Origin of the sequence: Pseudomonas sp. PS02303 (genome assembly GCF_029959925.1) — a bacterium.
GTDB classification, from domain to species: domain Bacteria; phylum Pseudomonadota; class Gammaproteobacteria; order Pseudomonadales; family Pseudomonadaceae; genus Aquipseudomonas; species Aquipseudomonas mandelii.
In genome coordinates, this window is the sequence record NZ_JASCOM010000043.1 from 15,822 (window position 1) to 36,699 (window position 20,878).

General features: G+C 60.0%; 22 protein-coding genes. 10 read left to right on the forward strand and 12 right to left on the reverse strand.

From position 1 onward, the window contains the following. Window positions 1–95: 95 nt before the first annotated feature. The gene (locus tag QMX98_RS12940; protein ID WP_282410867.1) at window positions 96–647 is read right to left on the reverse strand and encodes a DJ-1 family glyoxalase III; all 552 of its coding nucleotides are present in this window, start codon (window positions 645–647) and stop codon (window positions 96–98) included. Window positions 648–714: 67 nt separating this feature from the next. Continuing rightward, on the reverse strand, window positions 715–1,173 hold the full coding sequence (locus QMX98_RS12945; protein WP_010467460.1) for a DUF4879 domain-containing protein: 459 nt from the start codon (window positions 1,171–1,173) through the stop codon (window positions 715–717). Between the two features lie 215 nt (window positions 1,174–1,388). Here QMX98_RS12945 and QMX98_RS12950 point away from each other — a divergent pair, with 215 nt between their 5' ends. Both QMX98_RS12950 and trmA read left to right on the forward strand, forming a co-directional pair. After that, window positions 1,389–2,684: an NCS2 family permease gene (locus QMX98_RS12950; RefSeq protein WP_010467459.1), complete on the forward strand. Its 1,296-nt coding sequence runs from the start codon at window positions 1,389–1,391 to the stop codon at window positions 2,682–2,684. Further along, complete coding sequence (trmA, locus tag QMX98_RS12955) at window positions 2,681–3,760, forward strand: tRNA (uridine(54)-C5)-methyltransferase TrmA (RefSeq protein ID WP_010467457.1); 1,080 nt, start codon at window positions 2,681–2,683, stop codon at window positions 3,758–3,760. Before QMX98_RS12950 ends, trmA begins: the two co-directional genes overlap by 4 nt. Window positions 3,761–3,814: 54 nt before the next feature. Here trmA and QMX98_RS12960 read toward each other — a convergent pair whose 3' ends face one another. The 3 genes from QMX98_RS12960 to QMX98_RS12970 form a co-directional block, all read right to left on the reverse strand. Beyond that, entirely contained in the window at window positions 3,815–4,261 is a 447-nt protein-coding gene (locus tag QMX98_RS12960) for a DUF2442 domain-containing protein (RefSeq protein WP_282410868.1), read from the reverse strand. Continuing rightward, window positions 4,258–4,686 carry a DUF4160 domain-containing protein gene (locus QMX98_RS12965; protein ID WP_154501805.1) on the reverse strand — a complete coding sequence of 143 codons (429 nt, stop codon included), beginning with the start codon at window positions 4,684–4,686 and terminating at the stop codon, window positions 4,258–4,260. Before QMX98_RS12965 ends, QMX98_RS12960 begins: the two co-directional genes overlap by 4 nt. Before the next feature lie 211 nt (window positions 4,687–4,897). Then, window positions 4,898–5,104 carry a 4-oxalocrotonate tautomerase family protein gene (locus QMX98_RS12970; RefSeq protein WP_010467451.1) on the reverse strand — a complete coding sequence of 69 codons (207 nt, stop codon included), beginning with the start codon at window positions 5,102–5,104 and terminating at the stop codon, window positions 4,898–4,900. A 115-nt stretch (window positions 5,105–5,219) separates the two neighbouring features. On the opposite strand from QMX98_RS12970, the gene QMX98_RS12975 reads away from it, so the two are divergent. The 3 genes from QMX98_RS12975 (at window position 5,220) to QMX98_RS12985 (ending at window position 7,572) form a co-directional block, all read left to right on the forward strand. Then, window positions 5,220–6,131: a LysR family transcriptional regulator gene (locus QMX98_RS12975; RefSeq protein WP_221107450.1), complete on the forward strand. Its 912-nt coding sequence runs from the start codon at window positions 5,220–5,222 to the stop codon at window positions 6,129–6,131. Window positions 6,132–6,271: 140 nt separating this feature from the next. Next, window positions 6,272–6,712: a type II 3-dehydroquinate dehydratase gene (aroQ, locus tag QMX98_RS12980; RefSeq protein WP_172791676.1), complete on the forward strand. Its 441-nt coding sequence runs from the start codon at window positions 6,272–6,274 to the stop codon at window positions 6,710–6,712. Window positions 6,713–6,717: 5 nt separating this feature from the next. After that, complete coding sequence (locus tag QMX98_RS12985) at window positions 6,718–7,572, forward strand: shikimate dehydrogenase (protein WP_083375706.1); 855 nt, start codon at window positions 6,718–6,720, stop codon at window positions 7,570–7,572. Window positions 7,573–7,643: 71 nt separating this feature from the next. Here the strand turns inward: QMX98_RS12985 and QMX98_RS12990 are convergent, their stop codons facing one another. Together QMX98_RS12990 and quiC are read right to left on the reverse strand one after the other, a co-directional pair. Beyond that, window positions 7,644–8,321 carry a TetR/AcrR family transcriptional regulator gene (locus QMX98_RS12990; RefSeq protein ID WP_282410869.1) on the reverse strand — a complete coding sequence of 226 codons (678 nt, stop codon included), beginning with the start codon at window positions 8,319–8,321 and terminating at the stop codon, window positions 7,644–7,646. 102 nt (window positions 8,322–8,423) lie between these two features. Then, the gene (gene quiC / locus QMX98_RS12995; RefSeq protein ID WP_077749421.1) at window positions 8,424–10,325 is read right to left on the reverse strand and encodes a 3-dehydroshikimate dehydratase QuiC; all 1,902 of its coding nucleotides are present in this window, start codon (window positions 10,323–10,325) and stop codon (window positions 8,424–8,426) included. Window positions 10,326–10,710: 385 nt separating this feature from the next. Between quiC and QMX98_RS13000 the strand changes: the two genes are divergently transcribed. Next, window positions 10,711–12,012 (forward strand): MFS transporter, encoded by a 1,302-nt coding sequence (locus QMX98_RS13000; protein ID WP_010467439.1) that lies wholly within the window; start codon window positions 10,711–10,713, stop codon window positions 12,010–12,012. Window positions 12,013–12,061: 49 nt separating this feature from the next. Here QMX98_RS13000 and QMX98_RS13005 read toward each other — a convergent pair whose 3' ends face one another. Both QMX98_RS13005 and QMX98_RS13010 read right to left on the reverse strand, forming a co-directional pair. Further along, a complete protein-coding gene (locus QMX98_RS13005; RefSeq protein ID WP_010467437.1) occupies window positions 12,062–12,940 on the reverse strand; it encodes a DMT family transporter in 879 nt (292 codons plus the stop codon). A 228-nt stretch (window positions 12,941–13,168) separates the two neighbouring features. Then, window positions 13,169–13,945 carry an IclR family transcriptional regulator gene (locus tag QMX98_RS13010; protein ID WP_010467435.1) on the reverse strand — a complete coding sequence of 259 codons (777 nt, stop codon included), beginning with the start codon at window positions 13,943–13,945 and terminating at the stop codon, window positions 13,169–13,171. A gap of 253 nt (window positions 13,946–14,198) precedes the next feature. Between QMX98_RS13010 and QMX98_RS13015 the strand changes: the two genes are divergently transcribed. Both QMX98_RS13015 and QMX98_RS13020 read left to right on the forward strand, forming a co-directional pair. Further along, window positions 14,199–15,092, forward strand: a complete 894-nt coding sequence (locus QMX98_RS13015; protein WP_077749423.1) for a neutral zinc metallopeptidase — start codon at window positions 14,199–14,201, stop codon at window positions 15,090–15,092. Further along, entirely contained in the window at window positions 15,093–16,052 is a 960-nt protein-coding gene (locus QMX98_RS13020) for an alpha/beta fold hydrolase (RefSeq protein WP_169858206.1), read from the forward strand. It begins immediately after the preceding gene. A 98-nt stretch (window positions 16,053–16,150) separates the two neighbouring features. Here the strand turns inward: QMX98_RS13020 and QMX98_RS13025 are convergent, their stop codons facing one another. The 3 genes from QMX98_RS13025 to QMX98_RS13035 form a co-directional block, all read right to left on the reverse strand. Beyond that, window positions 16,151–16,744 (reverse strand): HAD family hydrolase, encoded by a 594-nt coding sequence (locus QMX98_RS13025; RefSeq protein ID WP_282410870.1) that lies wholly within the window; start codon window positions 16,742–16,744, stop codon window positions 16,151–16,153. Next, on the reverse strand, window positions 16,741–17,610 hold the full coding sequence (gene tesB, locus QMX98_RS13030; RefSeq protein ID WP_010467428.1) for an acyl-CoA thioesterase II: 870 nt from the start codon (window positions 17,608–17,610) through the stop codon (window positions 16,741–16,743). Before tesB ends, QMX98_RS13025 begins: the two co-directional genes overlap by 4 nt. A 103-nt stretch (window positions 17,611–17,713) precedes the next feature. After that, window positions 17,714–18,283, reverse strand: coding sequence for a GNAT family N-acetyltransferase (locus tag QMX98_RS13035; protein WP_282410871.1), 570 nt, complete (start codon window positions 18,281–18,283; stop codon window positions 17,714–17,716). Window positions 18,284–18,356: 73 nt separating this feature from the next. On the opposite strand from QMX98_RS13035, the gene QMX98_RS13040 reads away from it, so the two are divergent. Further along, window positions 18,357–19,277, forward strand: coding sequence for a histone deacetylase (locus QMX98_RS13040; protein ID WP_282410872.1), 921 nt, complete (start codon window positions 18,357–18,359; stop codon window positions 19,275–19,277). A 282-nt stretch (window positions 19,278–19,559) separates the two neighbouring features. Then, window positions 19,560–20,801: a TIGR03862 family flavoprotein gene (locus QMX98_RS13045; protein WP_282410873.1), complete on the forward strand. Its 1,242-nt coding sequence runs from the start codon at window positions 19,560–19,562 to the stop codon at window positions 20,799–20,801. Window positions 20,802–20,878 lie beyond the last annotated feature (77 nt).

The following is a 20,878-nucleotide window of genomic DNA, read 5'->3' on the forward strand; positions in this document are numbered from 1 at the left end:
GGAAACTGATGGGCGCGGAAAGACCAGTATTGGAGCGGGCGAAGTGTTCGTTTGGCTGTTACTAAAAGGTTCGCGCAACTTGAAACCACGAACAGTCAGACCACCAACTCAACCGCCACCGCAGCCCGAGCAGCTTTACCGCACAGTTGCTCCACCAGCGCCAGCGTAAACGGCAGCGCCGCCCCCGATCCCTGGGCAGTGATGCAGTTGCCGTCGACCACCACGGGCTGGTCGACAAAATTGCAGCCCGACAATTGATGGCTGGCCGATGGCAGGCAAGTCATGCGCCGCTGACGCAAGACGCCAAAGGCTTGCAACGCCAGCGCCGGGGATTCACCGATGCCGGCGAACAGGCGCCCGGCGGCGGCCTGGTCCTTGATCAACTGTTGCAGGGGTTGATGCGCGGCGAGGTGCTGGGAGCCCACCTCGCCTCCAGGCAATACGAGAAGGTCGAACGGCTGGGCCAGCAAGTCCACCAGCATTGCATCGGCGGTCAGGCGGGTACCGCGGGCACAAGTGATCATGCGTCGCCCTTCGATGCTCGCCGCCACCACCTCAACCTTGGCGCGGCGCAATACATCGATCAGGGTGACGGTTTGCAGGTCGTCGATGCCCTCGGCGAGGGTAATCAAAGCTCTAAAGGTCATGGGCGCGGTCCACAGGATGATCTTTAAAGCGTAGTCAGCTTTCCTGACCCTTGTTCGAACGCAGCCGTTACTTGATGTAAAGCTGTGTCGACATCGTGTTGCGGGGCGCGTTGATGGACGTGTTGCTGAAGGTGAAGATGCCGTCCTGCTTGCCCTTCAGATCGAAGATGTACAGATAGCCGACGGTTGTTTCTCCGGATGCGCACTCCTTCAGGTTGCCGGTTTGATAGGCACACACCGCCGTCCGGGTGCCGTCTACGTTAAAACCATCCAGCGCGACGTGCGGACTAAGGCTGCCATATCCAATTTCCAGAACGTAGACCTTGATGTCCGGACCACTGTGGTCGCAGCTCGTCTGCTCCTGTTTCTCGACAATGTTTTCAAGACCACAGCCCGGCGATTGGACCTTGATCACTTTCACCTGGCTCAACGGCGCCGCCATCGCCGCCGAAGCAGTTTGCGCCCCCAGCCACAACGCCATCGCGACGCCCACCACCGCAATCCCACGCTTTTTAATGCACTTCATAACGCCCCCCCAAAACCAGCGCGCAGTATGGCTCACTTCGCTTTACGGCAAAACATCGACGACGATCGCAGCCATAAGCAGCCATAGCCCCACGCTGCTGGTATGATGCGCGGCTTTTTCCGACCCACAGAAAATTACCAGGCGCTATCAGCGGTCTGTGCTTTGCTGTTGAGGTCGATACATTCACGGCGCCCGGCGCGCCACGGGGAGCAGACATGCTGGAAAGGCTGTTTCAACTCAAGGCACACAACACCAACGTGCGGACCGAGATTCTGGCGGGCGTCACGACCTTCTTGGCCATGGCCTACATTCTGTTCGTCAACCCGAGCATCCTCGGCGAGACCGGCATGGACAAGGGCGCGGTGTTTGTCGCGACCTGTCTGGCAGCAGCCATCGGTTCCACGGTGATGGGCCTGATCGCCAACTACCCGATCGCACTCGCGCCGGGCATGGGCCTGAACGCCTTCTTCACCTACACCGTAGTCCTGCACATGGGCCACACCTGGCAAGTGGCGCTGGGGGCGGTGTTCATCTCGGCGGTGCTGTTCTTCCTGCTGTCGATCTTCCGCATCCGCGAATGGATCATCAACAGCATCCCGCTGCCGCTGCGCTCAGCGATTGCCGCCGGTATCGGCCTGTTCCTGGCGCTGATCGCCCTGCATAACGCCGGCATCGTAGTCAGCAACCCGGCGACCATGGTTGGCCTCGGTGATTTGAAGCAACCCGCTCCGATCCTCGCGACCCTCGGTTTTGCCCTGATCGTTGCCCTCGAAGCGCTCGCCGTGCGCGGTGCGGTGCTGATCGGCATTCTGGTCGTGACCATCGCGTCCATCGCATTGGGCTTCACGCCGTTCGGCGGCGTGATGTCGATGCCGCCGTCCCTGGCGCCGACCTTCCTGCAACTGGACATCAAAGGTGCGCTCGACATCGGTCTGGTCAGCGTGATTTTCGCTTTCCTGTTCGTCGACCTGTTCGATAACTCCGGCACCCTCATCGGCGTCGCCAAGCGCGCCGGCCTGATGGGCAAGGACGGCCATATGCCGAAAATGGGCCGCGCCCTGATCGCCGACAGCACCGCGGCCATGGCCGGTTCGCTGCTGGGCACCTCGACCACCACCAGCTACATCGAATCCGCCGCTGGCGTGAGTGCCGGTGGCCGTACCGGCCTCACGGCCGTCGTGGTGGCGATCCTGTTCCTGCTGGCGCTGTTCTTCTCGCCGTTGGCCGCCAGCGTTCCGGCGTTCGCCACCGCACCGGCGCTGCTGTTCGTCGCGGTGTTGATGACATCCGGCCTGGCCGAAATAGACTGGGATGACATCACCGTCGCCGCACCGGTCGTGGTCACTACGCTTGCCATGCCGTTTACGTACTCCATCGCCAACGGCATCGCCTTCGGTTTCATCTCCTGGACCGCGATCAAGTTGCTGTCCGGCCGCGGCCGTGAGCTGAACCCGGCGCTGGTGATTCTTTCGATTCTGTTTGTGATCAAGTTGGGCTGGTTCAACGCATGACTTTTGATTCCCAGGCCTACGCCGTTCAGCTCGAAGAAAAGGTCACGCGCCTGCGCGATCTGCTGGCCCCGTTCGATGCACCGGAACCTGCGGTGTTTGACTCGCCGCTGAAAAATTTCCGCCTGCGCGCCGAATTCCGCCTGTGGCGCGAAGGCGGCGATCGGCATTACGCGATGTTTTCCCAGGAAGACAAACGCACGCCGATCCTGATCGAAGCGTTCCCGATCGCCAGCCTGCGCATCAATGAACTGATGCCGCAGCTCAAGGCGGCCTGGAAGGCAAGTGCGGCGCTGAGCCACAAGCTGTTTCAGGTGGAGTTTCTGACCACCCTGGCCGGCGATGCGATGATCACCTTGTGCTATCACCGTCCACTGGATGAACACTGGCACGCGGCGGCATCGAAACTGGCCACCGACCTGAACGTCAGCGTTATCGGTCGTTCGAAAGGCAAACGCGAAGTGATTGGCCATGATTACGTGGTCGAGAAACTCGACGTCGGTGGTCGCACGTTCAGTTACCGTCAGCCCGAAGGTGCATTCACCCAGCCCAACGGCACCGTGAACCAGAAGATGCTCAACTGGGCTTACGACGCCCTCGGCGATCGCCCGGACGATTTGCTGGAGCTGTATTGCGGCAACGGCAACTTCACCCTGCCGCTGGCGACCCGTGTGCGCAAAGTGCTGGCCACGGAAATCAGCAAGACTTCGGTCAACGCCGCACTGAGCAACCTCAGCGAAAACGCTGTGGATAACGTCACCCTGGTGCGGTTGTCCGCAGAAGAGCTGACCGAAGCCCTGAACGAAGTTCGCCCGTTCCGTCGCCTGCAGGGGATCGACCTGAAGAGCTACGAATTCGGTAGCGTCTTCGTCGACCCGCCTCGCGCCGGCATGGACCCGGACACCTGCGAACTGACCCGGCGCTTCGACAACATCCTCTATATCTCCTGCAACCCGGAAACCCTGGCCGCCAACATCGCCCAGTTGCACGACACCCATCGCATCACCCAGTGCGCGATGTTCGACCAGTTTCCGTGGACACATCACATGGAATCCGGGGTGTTGCTGACCCGTCGTTGAAGGTCAGTCGCTTAGACAAATCAGCCGTCATCACGACGGCTTTTTTGTGGGTGCTCAATCGGTGACATCTGTCTTGCGCGGACGCCCGCCTTTTCGGCCATTGGCCCGCGCGGCCTCGGCTTTGGCGGCGCTGCTTTGGCGACCATTGCGCGAGGCGATGACCGAGGCAGCCATGTCCATCAACGGCTTGCTCGCCGAAATCATCCCAGCGATGGACACGTGCAGATCCTTGCCTTCATGGCACAGGGCGGTTCCGGAAAAGCCGACTTTGAGGTTTGCGAAATCCTCGACGTCAAAATCATCAAATTCCGGATAGTGCTGCACGGGCAGCAGCACGCCACTGCCATCAATGAAACTGACCGCCAGACAAGGCTCCACAAACCTCACCGAAGTCGCCTGCAATCCGCTCTTCTGGCGCACTTGCCCGCGCTGGATGGCTTCATCCAGCACGGCCTCGGTGACAGGCCGATCGGCCAGCATGCCTGCCTGTATCGTTTTCATAGTTGGATCTCCACACCCTCAGGAGCGCCGATCAGCGCCAACAGGGTCTTGTTCGTCTCGGGTTCATAGCAAGCCGAGCCAATCATCCAGGTCGTACTCGCAATCCTTTTTATCACCACGACTTCGCTGGCCTGCCAGTCCCAAATCTGATGATCAAGACAGACCGTGTGCAACTCGCCCCACCAGATGGCACGGGCGCGGCGCAAGTGGGCGGGTTGGCCGAGTGCGTGACGCAATCCTTCCAGCACGGCCACTGGCGGCCGATTTGAATGAGGAACCACATCCCACAGCTCGACACTGTTGTGCCAAAAGCAGAATTTGAAGCGTGCGCTCCAGCTTCCGGCGTCCACATGTGCGTGAGGCGGACAGTGCTCATCACGCAACATGATCACCATTGAAAACCCTTTGTAGCTGAATAACCGCATACCAACCCATCCGTTAGGTTAAGGAATCCGAAGACCCGACACTCCCTGGAAAACCGACGATTGGCGCGACGCCAAATCGCCTTTACGCCTCTGAGACTAGCGCCAAGCCTCGCCTTGGACCGGTGGATAACGGCGCAAAATAGTAAGCAATCCTTTCGCCGCGCCCACAAAAAAGCCGTCACGAGGACGGCTCTGCGGGCGTGTCACACCCTCATCCCGGCAGGTTTTTTCGATACTCGGTGGTGGTCATGCCGGCATAACCCCAGTTATCGGTGTCGACTTCTTCGATCACGATGTGGGTCAATTTCGGATCCTTGCCGAGGACTCGCTCCAAGGTGTCGGTAATCTCGGCGATGACTTGGGCTTTCTGCTCCCGGGTGACGCCGTCACGGGTAATACGCACGCTGACGAAAGGCATGATGCTGCTCCTGGCCGGTTATCAAAGAAGACGCCGGTCAAGTAAAGCACCGCCGGGCCGATTTCATCTACAGTGGCGAAATCCAGTCCCTCATTGACCCCCGGTGTCATCCATCATGCAGCGAGTATTCGACGATCTTCAGCTGGGCAGCATCGAACTGTTTTGCCTCGCCGCCGAGGCCGGCAGCTTTACGGCGGCCGCGTTGGTGGCGGGTGTCACACCGGCCGCCGTGAGTCGATCGGTGTCGCGCATGGAAGAACGTCTGGGCGTGCGGCTGTTTGCGCGCACCACCCGCAGCGTCAAGCTGACCGACAGCGGTCGCCGCTATTACGAGGAATGTCGTCAGGCCCTGGCGCAGTTGGTGGAGGCTCAGCGCGAGGTCATGGGCCAGCAACAGCAACCGTCCGGGACACTGCGCATCAGTATTCCCACGACGTATGCGCACCATCGGATCTTACCGTTGTTGCCGGCATTCCGGGCGCGTTTTCCAGACGTGAAAGTCGAATCGCACATCAGCAATCGCAACATCGATTTTGTCGGCGAAGGCTATGACATGGCGATCCGCGTGCGGGCGATTCCGGATTCCGGGCTCATCGCCCGGCACCTTGAGGACGCCGCCCTGGTGATGATTGCCAGCCCCGATTACCTGAAGCGCGCGAGCACCCCGCAAAGCCTGGACGACCTTGCGCAGCACGAATGCATTCAATACGAATTGCCCAGCAGCGGTAGGCGCATTGCCTGGCTGTTCAACGACGACGGCGTCCCGCGGGAGATTCTTGCCGAGGGCAGCCTCAGTTGTTCTGACGACGTACTCGGCGGCGTGACCCTGGCCAAACACGGGGCGGGGCTTTTTCAAACCTACCGCTTCATCGTTGAAAACGAACTGGCCGATGGCTCATTGGTGGAAGTGCTCAAGCCGTATGGCGGACGCTCGCGCCCCTTCACCCTGCTCTATCCACAGACCCGTCATATGCCGCTTAGACTGCGGGCATTTATCGATTTCCTGGTCGAGCATCTGCCGCGATAAGTCGTGCGACTGTCCGATCACCGCACACAAAACCTCACTGAAACCGCTCTTCAATTGACCGAATTAACCAGCTAGTACAATTTATCTCCACAGGCTGATCACCTCAGCCCATTCCAAAAATAATATGTGGAGAGACTTCGATGTCCCCTATCGTTCTGGTGCTCAACGGCCCGAATCTGAACCTGCTTGGCACCCGCGAACCGGCGACTTATGGTCACGAAACCCTGGCCGATATCTCTGCCCTGTGCGGACGCGCCGCCGAAGAATTCGGCTTGGCAGTGGAGTTTCGCCAAACCAACCATGAAGGCGAATTGCTCGACTGGATTCACGCGGCCCGTGGCCGTTGCGCCGGGATTGTCATCAACCCGGCGGCCTGGACGCACACGTCAGTCGCGATCCGCGATGCCTTGGTCGCCAGCGAATTGCCGGTGATCGAAGTTCACCTGTCCAACGTTCACGCCCGCGAACCCTTCCGGCATCACTCCTTCGTTTCCGCCATTGCCACAGCGGTGATGGCCGGTTTCGGCAGCCATGGTTATCGCCTGGCGCTGGATTACTTCAGCCAACGTTTGAAGGGGTAAGCGCCGTGACTCAGAACAACGCGGTACTGGCCGGGCTGATCGGCGCCGGCATCCAGGCTTCCCGTACTCCGGCACTGCACGAGCATGAAGGTGATGCCCAGGGTTTGCGTTATCTGTATCGCTTGATCGACCTCGATCAGTTGAAACTCGACAGCAGCGCCCTGCCCGATCTGTTGATGGCCGCCGAACGCATGAACTTCACCGGCCTGAATATCACCTTCCCGTGCAAGCAGGCGATCATCCCGTTGCTCGACGAATTGTCGCCGGAAGCTCGCGGCATCGGGGCGGTGAACACGGTCGTGCTGAAGGACGGCAAGCGCATCGGCCACAACACCGATTGCCTCGGTTTTGCCGAGGGTTTTCGCCGGGGCTTGAAGGACGTTGCCCGCGAGCGTGTGGTCCAGATGGGCGCTGGCGGGGCCGGGGCGGCAGTGGCCCACGCGCTGTTGAGCGAAGGCGTACAGCTGCTGAGTATTTTCGATGTGGAGATCAGCCGTGCGCAGTCCTTGGCGGACAATCTCAATCAACACTTCGGCGCTGGCCGGGCCGTGGCGGGGCATGATTTGCCGAGCACGCTGGGACAGGCGGATGGGTTAGTGAACACCACGCCCATGGGCATGAAGAAACTGCCGGGCATGCCGGTTCCGGTGGAGTTGCTTCGGGCTGAGTTGTGGGTGGCGGAGATTGTTTATTTTCCGCTGGAAACCGAGTTGCTACGCAATGCCCGCGCCTTGGGTTGCCGAACGCTGGATGGCGGCAACATGGCGGTGTTTCAGGCGGTGAAGGCGTTTGAGTTGTTCAGTGGCGTGGTGCCGGATGCGCAGCGGATGTTGGCGCATTTTCAGAGCATGAATGGCTAAGGTTGAAAGTATGAGGGCTGCATCGCAGCCCAACGGGGCGATGCGGTGTTCCGACGCCCCCTCGCCACAGGTCAGGCTTGCAGGTATCGCAAGACCGACTCGCAGATCATCTCCCGATGACGCTGCTTGATGCTTTCGTCCGGCAAGTCGATCTGAAAAATCTCACCGAAGGTATGGCGGTTGGACACGCGATAAAAGCAAAACGAGCTGATCAGCAGATGCACATCCAGCGGCTCAAGCCCTGAACGGAACACGCCCTCTTCAGCCCCGCGACGCAAAATCACGCCCAGGGAATCGAGGATGGTGTTGTTCATCGCCTTGATCGCATCGGAACGCTTCACGTACTCCGCGTTGTGAATGTTCTCGATGCTGACGATGCGCACGAAATCGACGTTGCGGTCATGGTGGTCGAAGGTGAATTCCACCAGTCGCCGAATCGCCTGCACCGGCGCCAGTTCGGCCAGGTGCAGATGGTTTTCCGTGTTGCGGATGTCGCCGTAGAGTTTCTCCAGCACCTCGACGTACAGCTGTTCCTTACTGCCGAAGTAGTAATAAATCATGCGTTTGGAGGTGTGGATGCGCTCGGCGATGGCATCGACGCGAGCACCGGAAAGCCCTTGCTGGACGAATTCGACAATCGCCTCTTGAAGGATGTTCTCGCGGGTCTTTTCCGGGTTGTTCTTGCGACTCTTGCGCGGCCCGGCAATCGGTTCGGCGGGCACTGCGGAGAGTTCTGAAGTTATCGTCATTGCGGGCTCACGGCCATCACTGCACAGGCTGGCGATTATGGGCCGCACCGCCCAGTGAAGGAAGCCGCGCGGCAGCGGTTTGTCGCCGTGTTTACGATTTTCCTACAACTTTGCCAGACGTACCGCACCACTTCGGGATTTGGCCATGGCCGCCAGGCGTACCGCCACATTGGCCGCACCGTAACCGGCGTAGCCATTTTTGCGCTGGATGATTTCAAAGAAGAACCGCCCTTCGAACGGCTCCGTGTACACATGGAACAGCTCGCCGCCCTGGGCATCGCGGTCATAAAGAACGTTGAAATACGCCAGTTCACTGAGGAATTCGTCGTCGAAATCGAACCGTGCAGCGAGGTCATCGTAATAGTTGAGCGGAATATCCAGCAGCGGCACGCCCGCCTCTTTGGCACGACTGACTTCGGCAAAGATGTCATCGCAATCAAACGCGATGTGATGCACGCCGGAGCCGCGATAACTCGACAGCGCGTGTGAGATCGCGGTGTTGCGGTTTTCGGAAATGTTCAGCGGCAGGCGAATCGAACTGTCACGACTGCGCAACGCTCGACTTTTCACCAAACCGTAAGGATCGGGCAGCACCACTTCGTCATCGGCTTCGAAATCCAGCAGGCTCTTATAGAACAGCACCCAACTGTCGAGGCTGTCGGCCGGCAATGCCATCGCCATGTGGTCGATGCGTTTGAGGCCACCACCGGCCACGGCAGCCGGTTGCAGATGGAAATCAGTGCCGTAGACATCGGCGTCCTGATCCACCAGATAAATCAGGCTGCCATCCGGTGCGCGCACGGCAGCGAGTTCAAGTTCATTGGGGCCGACCAGTCCGCGATACGGTTGCCCCTTGTAAGCCACGGCCCGAGCGAGCGCACTGGCGCTGTCCTTGACCCGCACGGCGGTGGCGCACAGCGACGGACCGTGCGCTTCGAAAAAACTGTGGGCAAACGAGTAAGGCTCGGAATTGAGGATCAGGTTGATGTCACCTTGACGCAGCAGGCTCACGCTCTTGGAGCGATGTTGCCCGGCCTTGACGAAACCCAGTCGCTCCAGCCAATGGGAAAGCTTGGCGCCAAGGCTTTCGTCCACAGCGAATTCGAGAAACTCGATGCCGTTGTATTCGCTGGCCTTGGGCGTTTCGAACAGTATGTCGAGGCTGACCGCCGGTGTCGTTTCCTGTGCCAGACGCTGACGGGTTTTCTCCTCCAGATACAGCAACGAACGCAAACCGTCGGCGGCATTGGCCCGAGGCGGTGCGGCACGGAAACCGTCGTTGAAGATTTCCAGCGACAGCGGCCCGGTGTACCCACTCTTGATGATCGGAGCCAGGAAGCCCGGCAAATCGAATTCGCCCTGACCCGGGAAGCAGCGGAAATGCCGGCTCCACTCGAGCACGTCCATCGCCAGAATCGGTGCGTCGGCCATTTGTACGAAGAAGATTTTATCGCCAGGGATCTCGGCGATCGCACTCGGATCACCCTTGAGCGACAGCGTGTGAAAGCTGTCCAGCAGCACACCGAGGCTTGGGTGATCGGCCTGACGGACGATGTTCCACACCTGTTGCCAGGTGTTCACATGCCGGCCCCAGGCCAGCGCTTCGTAGCCGATCCGCAACCCGCGTGCGCCGGCGCGTTCGGCCAGCAGGCGCAAGTCGTCGATGAGGATATTTTCATCACCGATGGAATCGGCGGACGCGTTGCTGCACACCAGCACCAGGTCGGTGCCCAGTTCCTGCATCAGGTCGAACTTGCGCTCGGCCCGTTCCAGATTGCGATGCAAACGGTCGCGGCGGCAGCCTTCAAAGTCCCGAAAGGGTTGAAACAGTGTGATCGCGATCCCGAGATCGGCGCACATCTGCTTGATTTCCCGCGGGCTGCCGTCGTAGTAGAGAAGGTCGTTTTCGAAGATCTCCACCCCGTCGAACCCGGCGGCGGCAATGGCTTCGAGTTTTTCCGGCAGGGTACCGCTCAAGGAAACGGTGGCAATGGAACGCTGCATATTTCGGCTCCCGGTGGTGGAGACAATCTTATTAAAGGCGTCGCACCCTTTTTGCAGGAGCGAAGCTTGCTCGCGAAGGCGATCTTGAGGACGCCATCGCCGGCAAGCCTGGCTCCTACAGGGATCGCGTTTCTCTCGGGGGAATTATTGGCTTGGCAGTCGAACACAGCAATTTAAAGTGTACTACCCAGTTAGTTTGCGTGCGATTATCGAACACAATGACCCTTGGCGAATTGACGATTTTTCGTCCACTGCCCAACATCGACGACACATTGAGCCCGGTCACACACATCGGTCTCGATGACCAAAGACTCAGAACACCACATAAAAATAATCGGTGGCCTACATGACTCCTTCTCAAAGCTCTCCCGTGGAGCGTTCCTCCATGACTCCTGCCAGCGGCGGTATCGGCGACAAGATTCGCGGCGCCATGGCGGTCGGCAAGACCCGTTGGGGCATGCTGGCACTGGTGTTTTTTGCCACCACGCTCAACTACATCGACCGCGCTGCACTGGGCGTCATGCAGCCTATCCTCGCCAAGGAAATGAGCTGGACGGCGATGGACTACGCCAACATCAACTTCTGGTTCCAGGTCGGCTACGCCATCGGTTTCGTGCTGCAAGGCCGGTTGATCGATCGGGTCGGTGTGAAGCGCGTGTTCTTCTGCGCAGTGTTGCTCTGGAGCCTGGCGACCGGCGCCCACGGCCTGGCCACGTCGGCGGTCGGCTTCATGGTCTGCCGGTTCATCCTCGGTTTGACCGAAGCCGCCAACTACCCGGCTTGCGTGAAAACCACGCGTTTGTGGTTCCCGGCCGGCGAGCGCGCCGTGGCCACCGGCATCTTCAACGCCGGCACCAACGTCGGCGCAATGTTCACGCCGATGCTGCTGCCGCTGATCCTGCACGTGTGGGGCTGGCAAGCCGCGTTCCTGTGCATGGCATCACTGGGCGGGATCTGGTTGCTGTTCTGGGGTTTGAAGTACTTCAACCCGGAAGACCATCCGAGCGTCAAACAATCGGAACTGGACTACATCCAGAAGGAAGTCGAGCCGGAGCAGACCCGTGTACCGTTCTCGAAAATCCTGCGCATGCGTGGCACCTGGGCCTTCGCCCTCGCCTACTCCATCACCGCACCGGTGTTCTGGTTCTACCTGTACTGGCTGCCGCCGTTTCTCAATCAGCAATACAACCTGGGGATCAACGTGACCCAGATGGGTATCCCGCTGATCATCATCTACCTGACTGCAGACTTCGGCAGCGTCGGCGGCGGGATCCTGTCCTCGCTCCTGATCGGCCGCGGCATGAATCCGATCAAGGCGCGCCTGTTGTCCATGTTCCTGTTCGCCTGCTGCATCGTCGGCGTAATCATGGCGGCGGGTTCGAGCAGTCTGTGGGTCGCGGTGTTCGCCATCTCCCTGGCCATCGGTGCGCACCAGGCGTGGACCGCCAACATCTGGAGCCTGGTGATGGACTACACGCCTAAACACATGATGAGTACGGTATTTGGCTTCGGCGGCATGTGCGCAGCCATCGGCGGTATGTTCATGACTCAGTTGGTCGGCCACATCCTGACGGTCACCAACAACAACTACACCGTGCTGTTCACCCTGATTCCGGCGATGTACTTCATTGCCCTGACCTGGATGTACTTCATGGCACCGCGCAAGATTCCTACTGTCACCGAGTAAAGTTCCCTCCCTTGGCAGGCCTGGTTCCAGGCCTGCCTGTTTGATTTTCCTACCGACGACTCTGTTGCCACGCCGCCGCCAACCCGCTGCAGCAAATCACCGCGATCCCGATCACTGTGGTCAGTGTCGGTGTGTGGGAGAACAGCAGCCAGCCCAGCAAACCGGCAAAGACGATCTGGCAGTAACCGAACGGCGCCAACAACGCGGGCGCGGCGTGGCGGAAGGCCTGAGTCAGAAACAAATGCGCGGTCATCCCGCAGGTCCCCAGCGCCACCATCATGAAACCATGCCCCAGTGTCGGCACTTGCCAGAAGAACGGCACCAGCGCGCTCATCACCAGGGTGTTGCACAAGCCGGCGAAGAAGTTGCTGGTGGTCGGGCTGTCGATGTTGCTGAGCTTGCGAGTAAGCAACTGATAAAAGCAGAAAAACAGCGCTGAACAGAGCGGCAGCAGCACCGCCGGCGTGAACAGATCGCCACCGGGGTGGACGATGATCAATACGCCGACAAACCCGCAAATCACCGCGATCCATTGGCCACGTGTCACGCGCTCCCCCAACAGCGGCACCGAGAGCGCAGTCACCAGAACCGGCGCAAGAAAGTTGACCGCCGTCGCTTCAGCCAACGGGATGTACTGCAGGCCGGTGGTAAAAAACAAACTGGTGCCCAACAGGCACAATGCCCTCACCAATTGCAGCATCGGTCGTTTGGTCCGTAGGACGCGCAACCCGGACTGCGGCAGAAAAATCCCGGCCATCAACAAGGTGTGCACCACATAACGAGCCCAGACCACCATCACGATCGGATAGAAGCCCGAGAGGTATTTCGAAAAAGCGTCATGGCTGGAAAACAGGAAAGTGGCGACGACAATCAGCAAAATCCCTTTGAAGGGCTGGTTAACGCCGGAGAGCGGAGTGCTGGCGGTCATGGGTTTCCCTTGAGAAGTGAAACGTGTCTCGGGCGGCGAGCTCCAATAATTTAGAACCTGGTTCCAGATTCCAACACAAGCTTCAGCCGAAAGTGTTCGAATACCGCACAGTTTCACGATCAATAAAAATCAAACCGTGGGAGTGAGCCTGCTCGCGATGGCGGACTGACATTCAACATTTGAGCTATTTGAAAGTTCACTTTCACGAGCAGGCTCGCTCCCCGTAAATTAGCTGAACAACTCCGACGCCAGACTCGCCGCCGCCAATTCCTCGGTATACCTCAACAACAGCGGCGCCAATTCATGCAACCGCGCACCCGGCATCCGCGCACTCGGTCCGGCGATGCTCAGCACACCGATCACACGACCCTCGCTCGGATGCCGCACCACCGCCGCGATCGCCGAGGTGCCCACCGCCGAGCTTTCCTCGACCCAGGCATAGCCCTGCTCCCGCGCCAAACGCAGACGTTCGAGCAGTTCAATGTTGGAACGCGGAGCATTCGGCCCGAGGTCTTTTGGCTGCTCGCCGCCCTGGCGCTCAACCAGCGATAACGCTTCGGCATCGCTCATGCACGCCAGCCACGCATGGCCCGATGCGGTATAGAACAACGGCGCATCGCGGCCCATTTCCGGGTCGTAGCGCAGGCCGGAACGGGCCCCCTGGGACTTGGCAATCCAGATCTGCCGCTCGCCTTCAATCACCCCCAGACGCACCAACTCCCCGGTGTCCTGGGCCAGGCGATCCAGCACTGGCTGAACGATATCGGCGCCGCTGCCCGACAAATAACGAAACCCCATCGCCACCAGTTTGGTGGACAAGTGATACCGCAGGTTCTCCGGATTCTGCCGCACATAACCCAACCTGATCAGCTCCGCGAGCAGGCGGTGAGTTGCGCTTTTCGGGATGTCCAGTTGCTCCGCGAGCATCTGCATCGGCAAACCGCGAGGGTCACTGGTGAGGCTTTCGAGCACATTGAAGACACGTTCGATCTGACTGCCGGCCATGGGAGGTTCCACCTACAATTTGCCTGATTCTAGAAGATGAACCCTGTAATGCGAAATCTGGAACCCGATGCTCGACAGACCCGTGGGTCGCCCGTTCGATAAAAATCCGCGCCCTGACGGAATTCAATGGGTGATCCATGTTCCTACAGTCAGCGATTCTTCCGGCCAGTGAACGAAATGCCGGACAGCCGGACTGGCGCCGCCCCCCCACACCAGCAACACTCATCACCACGGACAATCAGAGGATTCCCACATGCTATGGAAAAAAGGCCGACGCAGCGACAACGTGGTCGACGCCCGTGGTGATGATGCCGGCAGCGGTGGCGGTGGGATGCGTTTTGGTGGCGGCAAAGGCCTGAGCCTGACCGCGATCATCCTGATTGTGGGGATCGGCTGGCTCACCGGCCAGGACCCGATGCAAATCCTCGGGCAACTGACCGGACAAATGACCGAGCAATCGGCACCGGCCACCAACCAGAGCCGCAAGGCGCCGCCGGCCAACGATGAAGGGGCCGAATTCGTGCGCTCGATCCTCGGCGATACCGAAGACACCTGGGGCCAGATTTTCCAGCAGGCCGGTCGGCAGTATAAAAACCCGACGCTGGTGCTGTTCAGCAACCGGGTTAATTCGGCCTGTGGTCTGGCGACATCGGCGACCGGACCGTTCTATTGCCCGGCCGACCAGAAGGTCTACCTGGACATGGCTTTTTTCCAGGAAATGTCGCAACGCTTTTCCGCGGCCGGTGACTTCGCCCAGGCCTACGTGATCGCTCATGAAGTCGGACACCACGTTCAGACATTGCTCGGCGTTTCCGCGAAAATTCAGACAGCTCGCCAGCAAGGCCGGCAGATGGAAGGTGATGGCGGCTTGTTGGTGCGTCAGGAGTTGCAGGCCGATTGCCTGGCCGGTGTCTGGGCCAACAATGCGCAGCAGCGTCTGAACTGGCTGGAACCGGGTGACATCGAAGAAGCCTTGAACGCGGCCAACGCCATCGGCGATGACCGTTTGCAACAACAGGGGCAGGGTCGGGTGGTACCGGACTCGTTTACCCATGGCACATCAGCGCAAAGGGTGCGCTGGTTCAAAACCGGATTTGCGCAAGGCCAGGTGGGCCAGTGCGATACCTTTGCGGCGAAAAACCTTTAAATGAATAAGTGGTTGTTGATGTTGTTGTTCACCTGCGCGAGCACCCAGGCTGCGGAGCAAGGCGTCAAAGAGCTCAGCCCCGGGCGGTTGTTGTTGAAAGAAGGTGAGATGGCGGTGAGCCTCGGCCCGGCGCCCGCGAAAATCGAACGCGTGCTGATCATCATCCACGGTCGTCTGCGCAACGCTGAAACCTATCGCCAGAGCGCCGAGCGCGCAGCGGAACTGGCCGGGCAAAGTGCAAGCACCCTGGTGATCGCGCCGCAATTCCTCAACGAAACCGACATCGCACTTCATCCTGTGGCAGACACGGTGTTGCGCTGGCAGGGCAATGACTGGATGGCAGGAGGTTTATCCACCGCTCCTTTTGCGCTGAGTTCCTTTGCAGCCCTCGATCAAATCATCGAGCGAGTCGGCGACCATCGACAGTTTCCGGACGTGAAGGAAATCATCCTCGCAGGCCACTCCGGTGGCGCTCAGGTGGTGCAGCGATATGCGTTGCTGGCCCGCGAGCAACCGGCCTTGACGGCCGCCGGCGTGAAGCTTCGCTACGTGGTCGCCAACCCTTCGTCCTATGCGTATTTCAATGAGCAGCGGCCAGTGGCGTTCAACCATGCGGCGTGCCCCGGTTTCAATCGCTGGAAATACGGGCTGACGGATTTACCGGTATATGCCAGTGGGCAAACGGCACCACAGATTGAAGGAAATTACGTCAAACGGGACGTGACTTATCTGCTCGGGCAGCAAGACACCGACCCGCAGCATCCGGCGCTGGACAAAAGTTGCGAGGCCGAAGCCCAAGGTGCTTATCGTCTGGTTCGCGGGAAGAATTTTTTCAATTACCTGCTGCGTCGTAATCCGAAAGGGGTGAATCAGCGGCTGGTTGAAGTGCCAGGGGTCGGGCATAACGGGGATGGGATGCTTACGTCACCGGAGGGGCAGAAGGTATTGTTTGGTCAGTGAGTTTGTATGGCCTGATCAGACGTCTTCGCGGGCAAGCCTCGCTCCTCCAAGGGCAGCGCGCCCCACTGTAGGAGCGAGGCTTGCCAGCGAAGGAGCCCTCAAGCCGAAAGCATCTCCCGCAACACCGCACAATCCGCCGCATGCCAATCCGTCAGCTCCGGCCAAGGGTTATCCGGCAGATTCACCAACACCGTCCGCGCCCCCGCCGCTCGGCCGCAATCCAGATCAAAGCGGTAATCACCGACCATCACCATCTCGCTCGCCGGCACGTGCCAGGCCTCGGCCAGTTTCAATAAACCACCGGGATGCGGTTTAGGCGGTGCTTCATCACGCCCCAGCACATCCTCCACGACAAAACAGTCAGCCAGGCCGATCGCTTCCAGGGTTACGTGCGCCAGCTCCCGGGCATTGCGCGTGAGAATGCCAAGACGATAACCGCGCCCGGCCAACTCCCGCACCAGTTCCACCGCGCCCGGCGCGGCTTTCGAACCCAGCGCCAAGTCCCGTTCGTGCTCCAGCAGCCAAGCATGCTTGGCGGCCGCTTCATCGGCCGGCAGCGCCGCGAGGTGGGTCAGGATGTCGTCTTCGGCGGGAATCGCCAACGCCACGCGGATCGCCGCGAAGTCATGCACGGCCACCGTCAGGGTGCCGTCCATGTCGAACACCCAGTGCCGCACCTCGGCCAGGCTCATGCCCAATCCTTGCGGTGACGGATCAAGCCTTCCTGAGTCACCGAAGCCACCAGTTGCCCGGCACGATTGAACACGCTGCCTCGGGTGAACCCGCGCGAGTTGCCGGCCCATGGGCTGTCCATTGCGTACAGCAACCAGTCATCGGCGCGCAGATCCGCATGGAACCACAGCGCATGATCGAGGCTGGCGACTTGCATGTCTTTCTGCCAGACCGATTTGCCATGGGGCTGCATCGAGGTGGTCAGCAGACCGAAGTCCGAGGCATAGGCCAGCAGGTATTTGTGCAACGCCGGAGAGTCGGCCAAAGCACCGTCGGCGCGAAACCAGACGTACTTGACCGGATCGGACGGTTGCGGGTTGTAGGGATCTTTCTCGGTGATCGGTCGGAATTCGATCGGCTTGGGGCACAGAAATTTCTCGCGCATGTGCTCAGGGATCAGGTGCGCACGCTGCTGGGTGAGTTCCAGTTCCGAGGGCAGGTTTTCCGGGCCGACCACGGTCGGCATCTCGGCCTGATGCTCGAAGCCTTTTTCGTCGTACTGGAACGAGGCGCTGCAGGTAAAGATCGGGTTGCCTTTCTGGATCGCCGTCACCCGGCGCGTGCTGAAACTGCCGCCATCACGCACCCGGTCAACCTGATACACCACAGGCAACGCGGAATCGCCCGGGCGCAGGAAATAACCGTGCATCGAATGCACATGGCGCGCTTCTTCGACTGTCTGACTGGCCGCCGACAACGACTGACCGATCACCTGACCGCCGAACAACTGACGAAAACCCAGGTCCTGACTGCGGCCACGAAACAGGTTTTCTTCGATCGGTTCCAGGGTCAGCAAATCGACCAGATCATCCAACACTTGGCTCATTCAGACTCTCCTCACACAAAGCTTGCCGCGCAGTCTTGGCTGCGGCGGTCGATTCAGTTTATGGCCAGGGCCCATGGCAGCCATTGTAAACGTCCGTGACTGCTTATCCATGCAAGGTTTGCAGCCATTGTTCACGGGAGATGCGATACAGCACATGGTGACGCAGGGGATGATCAGCCGCGAGCTTGGGATGGTCAAAGTCATCGGCTGAATCATGGTGCATGCCGATCGCCTGCATGACTTTTTCCGAAGGCAGGTTGTCTTTGGCGGTAAACGACACGACTTCTTGCAGCGCCAACCGATCAAAGCCGCAGCGCAGAGCGGTCCACGCCGCCTCACTGGCATAACCCAAGCCCCAATGCTCGCGCGCCAGGCGCCAGCCGATTTCGGTCGCCGGGGTGAACAGCGCATCGAAACCAACCACACCGAGGCCGGTGAAACCGATGAATGCCCCGGTGTCCTTGCGCTCCAGCGCCCAGAGACCAAAGCCATGTTCGGCAAAATGCCCGCGAATCCGTCCGATCAGCGACGCACTTTCCAGACGACTTAAAGGCGCCGGAAAATATCGCATCACCTGTGGATCGGCGCACATCGCCGCAAACTCCGGCAAATCCTCATCGCGCCACTGCCGCAACAGCAGTCGTGCGCTCTCGAGTTCCAGTATCGGCTCCATCTTTCCTCCCCTTTCCATGCCGCAAGTCTACAACGCTGGTAGGATCCTTCACTCATTCCTACCTGAATTCGTTATGCCGCTGCCGCTGATCTACCACGAAGACTACAGCCCCGAATTCCCGGCGGATCACCGCTTCCCCATGGACAAATTTCGCCTGCTGCGCGATCACTTGGTGGACAGCGGCCTGACCCGGGACGCCGACCTGCTGCGCCCGGAGCTCTGCCCCCCGGAGATTCTCGCCCTCGCCCATGACGCTGCCTATATCGAACGCTACATGAGCGGCGAGTTGTCCCGCGAAGACCAGCGGCGCCTCGGCCTGCCCTGGAGCGAAGCGCTGGCCCGACGCACCGTGCGGGCGGTCGGCGGATCGTTGCTTGCGGCAGAACAGGCGCTGGAACATGGGCTGGCCTGTCATTTGGCCGGAGGCACCCATCACGCGCATTACGACTATCCGGCGGGTTTCTGCATCTTCAATGACCTGGCGGTGATCAGCCATTTCCTGCTGGAAAGAGGCCGTGTGAATCGGGTGCTGATCTTCGATTGCGACGTGCACCAGGGCGACGGGACTGCACGGATTCTGCACAACACCCCGGAGGCGGTGACTGTTTCCCTGCACTGCGAAAAGAATTTTCCTGCACGCAAGGCTGAAAGCGACTGGGACATCCCGTTGCCCAAAGGCATGGGCGATGCCGATTACCTGAAGGTGGTGGATGACGCGCTGAATTATTTGCTACCGCTCTACCAACCGGATCTGGTGTTGTATGACGCTGGCGTCGACGTGCACAAGGACGACGCCCTCGGTTACCTGAAGCTGACCGACGAAGGCGTGGCCGCTCGCGATGAAAGCGTGATGCGCCACTGCCTGGGGCGGGATATTCCGGTGGTAGGAGTGATTGGCGGCGGCTACAGCAAGGACCGCCAGGCCCTGGCGCGCCGCCACGGCATCCTGCATCACAGCGCGCAACGGGTCTGGCAGTCATCAGGGTGTCATTGAGGTGTGAGTCTTTACCCACAATGCCTGTGGAACTGCCTGTGGATAACCTGAGTGAAAGGGTCTGCAGGCCATGCTTCATATGGCATGCAGAGCACTGGTTGTTTTTTGATCACTATTTTATGAACACCCCGGAACCAATGTGGGAGCGAGCCTGCTCGCGATGAGTCCATCACATCCAACATCGATTTTGACTGACCCACCGCCATCGCGAGCAGGCTCACTCCCACAGGGATCTGTGCTGATAGAATGCCCGGCTTATTCCGCCGAACCGCAGCGCACTCCATGACCCAGCCCTCGACCTCCTCCCCTTCTCACGTCGCCATCATCGGCGGCGGCCCCGCCGGTCTGATGGCGGCCGAAGTGCTGAGCCAGGCCGGGATCAAGGTCGACCTGTACGACGGCATGCCGTCGGTGGGGCGAAAATTCCTGCTGGCCGGTGTCGGCGGCATGAACATCACCCATTCCGAAGCCTACCCGGCGTTTCTCTCGCGCTATGCCGAACGCGCGCCGCAGATTGCCCCGCTGCTTCGCTCATTCGGCGCTGATGCGTTGTGCCAGTGGATTCATGACCTGGGCATCGAAACCTTCGTCGGCAGCTCCGGCCGGGTGTTTCCGACCGACATGAAAGCCGCACCCCTGTTGCGCGCCTGGCTCAAGCGTCTGCGCGAGGCCGGCGTCGTTATCCACACCCGCCACCGCTGGCTCGGCTGGGATGACCATGGTGGGTTACGCATCGACAGCCCCGACGGCGAAACCATCATCAAGCCCGACGCCGCCTTGCTGGCCCTCGGCGGAGGCAGCTGGTCACGCCTTGGTTCGGACGGCGCGTGGATGCTGCCATTGGAGCAGCGAGGCGTAGGACTGATGCCGTTGCAACCGAGCAATTGCGGCTTCGAGGTGCAGGCCTGGAGCGAGTTGATGGTCAGCAAATTTGCTGGCGCGCCGCTGAAGAACATCGCCATCGGTCTCAATGACGACGTGCCGCGCTTGGGCGAATGCGTGATCACCGCGACCGGGATCGAAGGCAGCTTGATCTACGCCCTCTCGGCACCGATTCGCGAGGCCATCAATCAGCACGGCTCCGCCACCGTTCATCTTGACCTGTTGCCGGGCCGGCCTGTGGATAAAGTTCAGGCGGCGCTGAGCAAACCCCGTGGCTCCCGCTCCATGTCCAAACACCTGCACAGCCAGCTCGGGATCGATGGGGTGAAAGCGGCGTTGCTACGCGAACTCACACCGGCCGAAAGCTTTGCTGATCCGGCGTTGCTGGCCAGGGCGATCAAGGCGTTGCCCCTGATGCTGGTTAAAACCCGTCCACTGGACGAGGCCATCAGCAGCGCCGGAGGCGTGATGTTCGAGTCGATGGATGAACGGCTGATGCTCAAGCAATTGCCTGGAGTGTTCTGCGCGGGGGAAATGCTCGATTGGGAAGCGCCGACCGGCGGCTATCTGCTGACCGCGTGTTTCGCCAGTGGGCGTGCGGCGGGGTTGGGGATGGTGGAGTGGTTGAAGCGCAAGGCTTGAAGACCGAGTCGTGCCCATCGCGAGCAGGCTCACTCCCACACTGGATCTGTGTCGTTCACAAATCCCCTGTGGGAGCG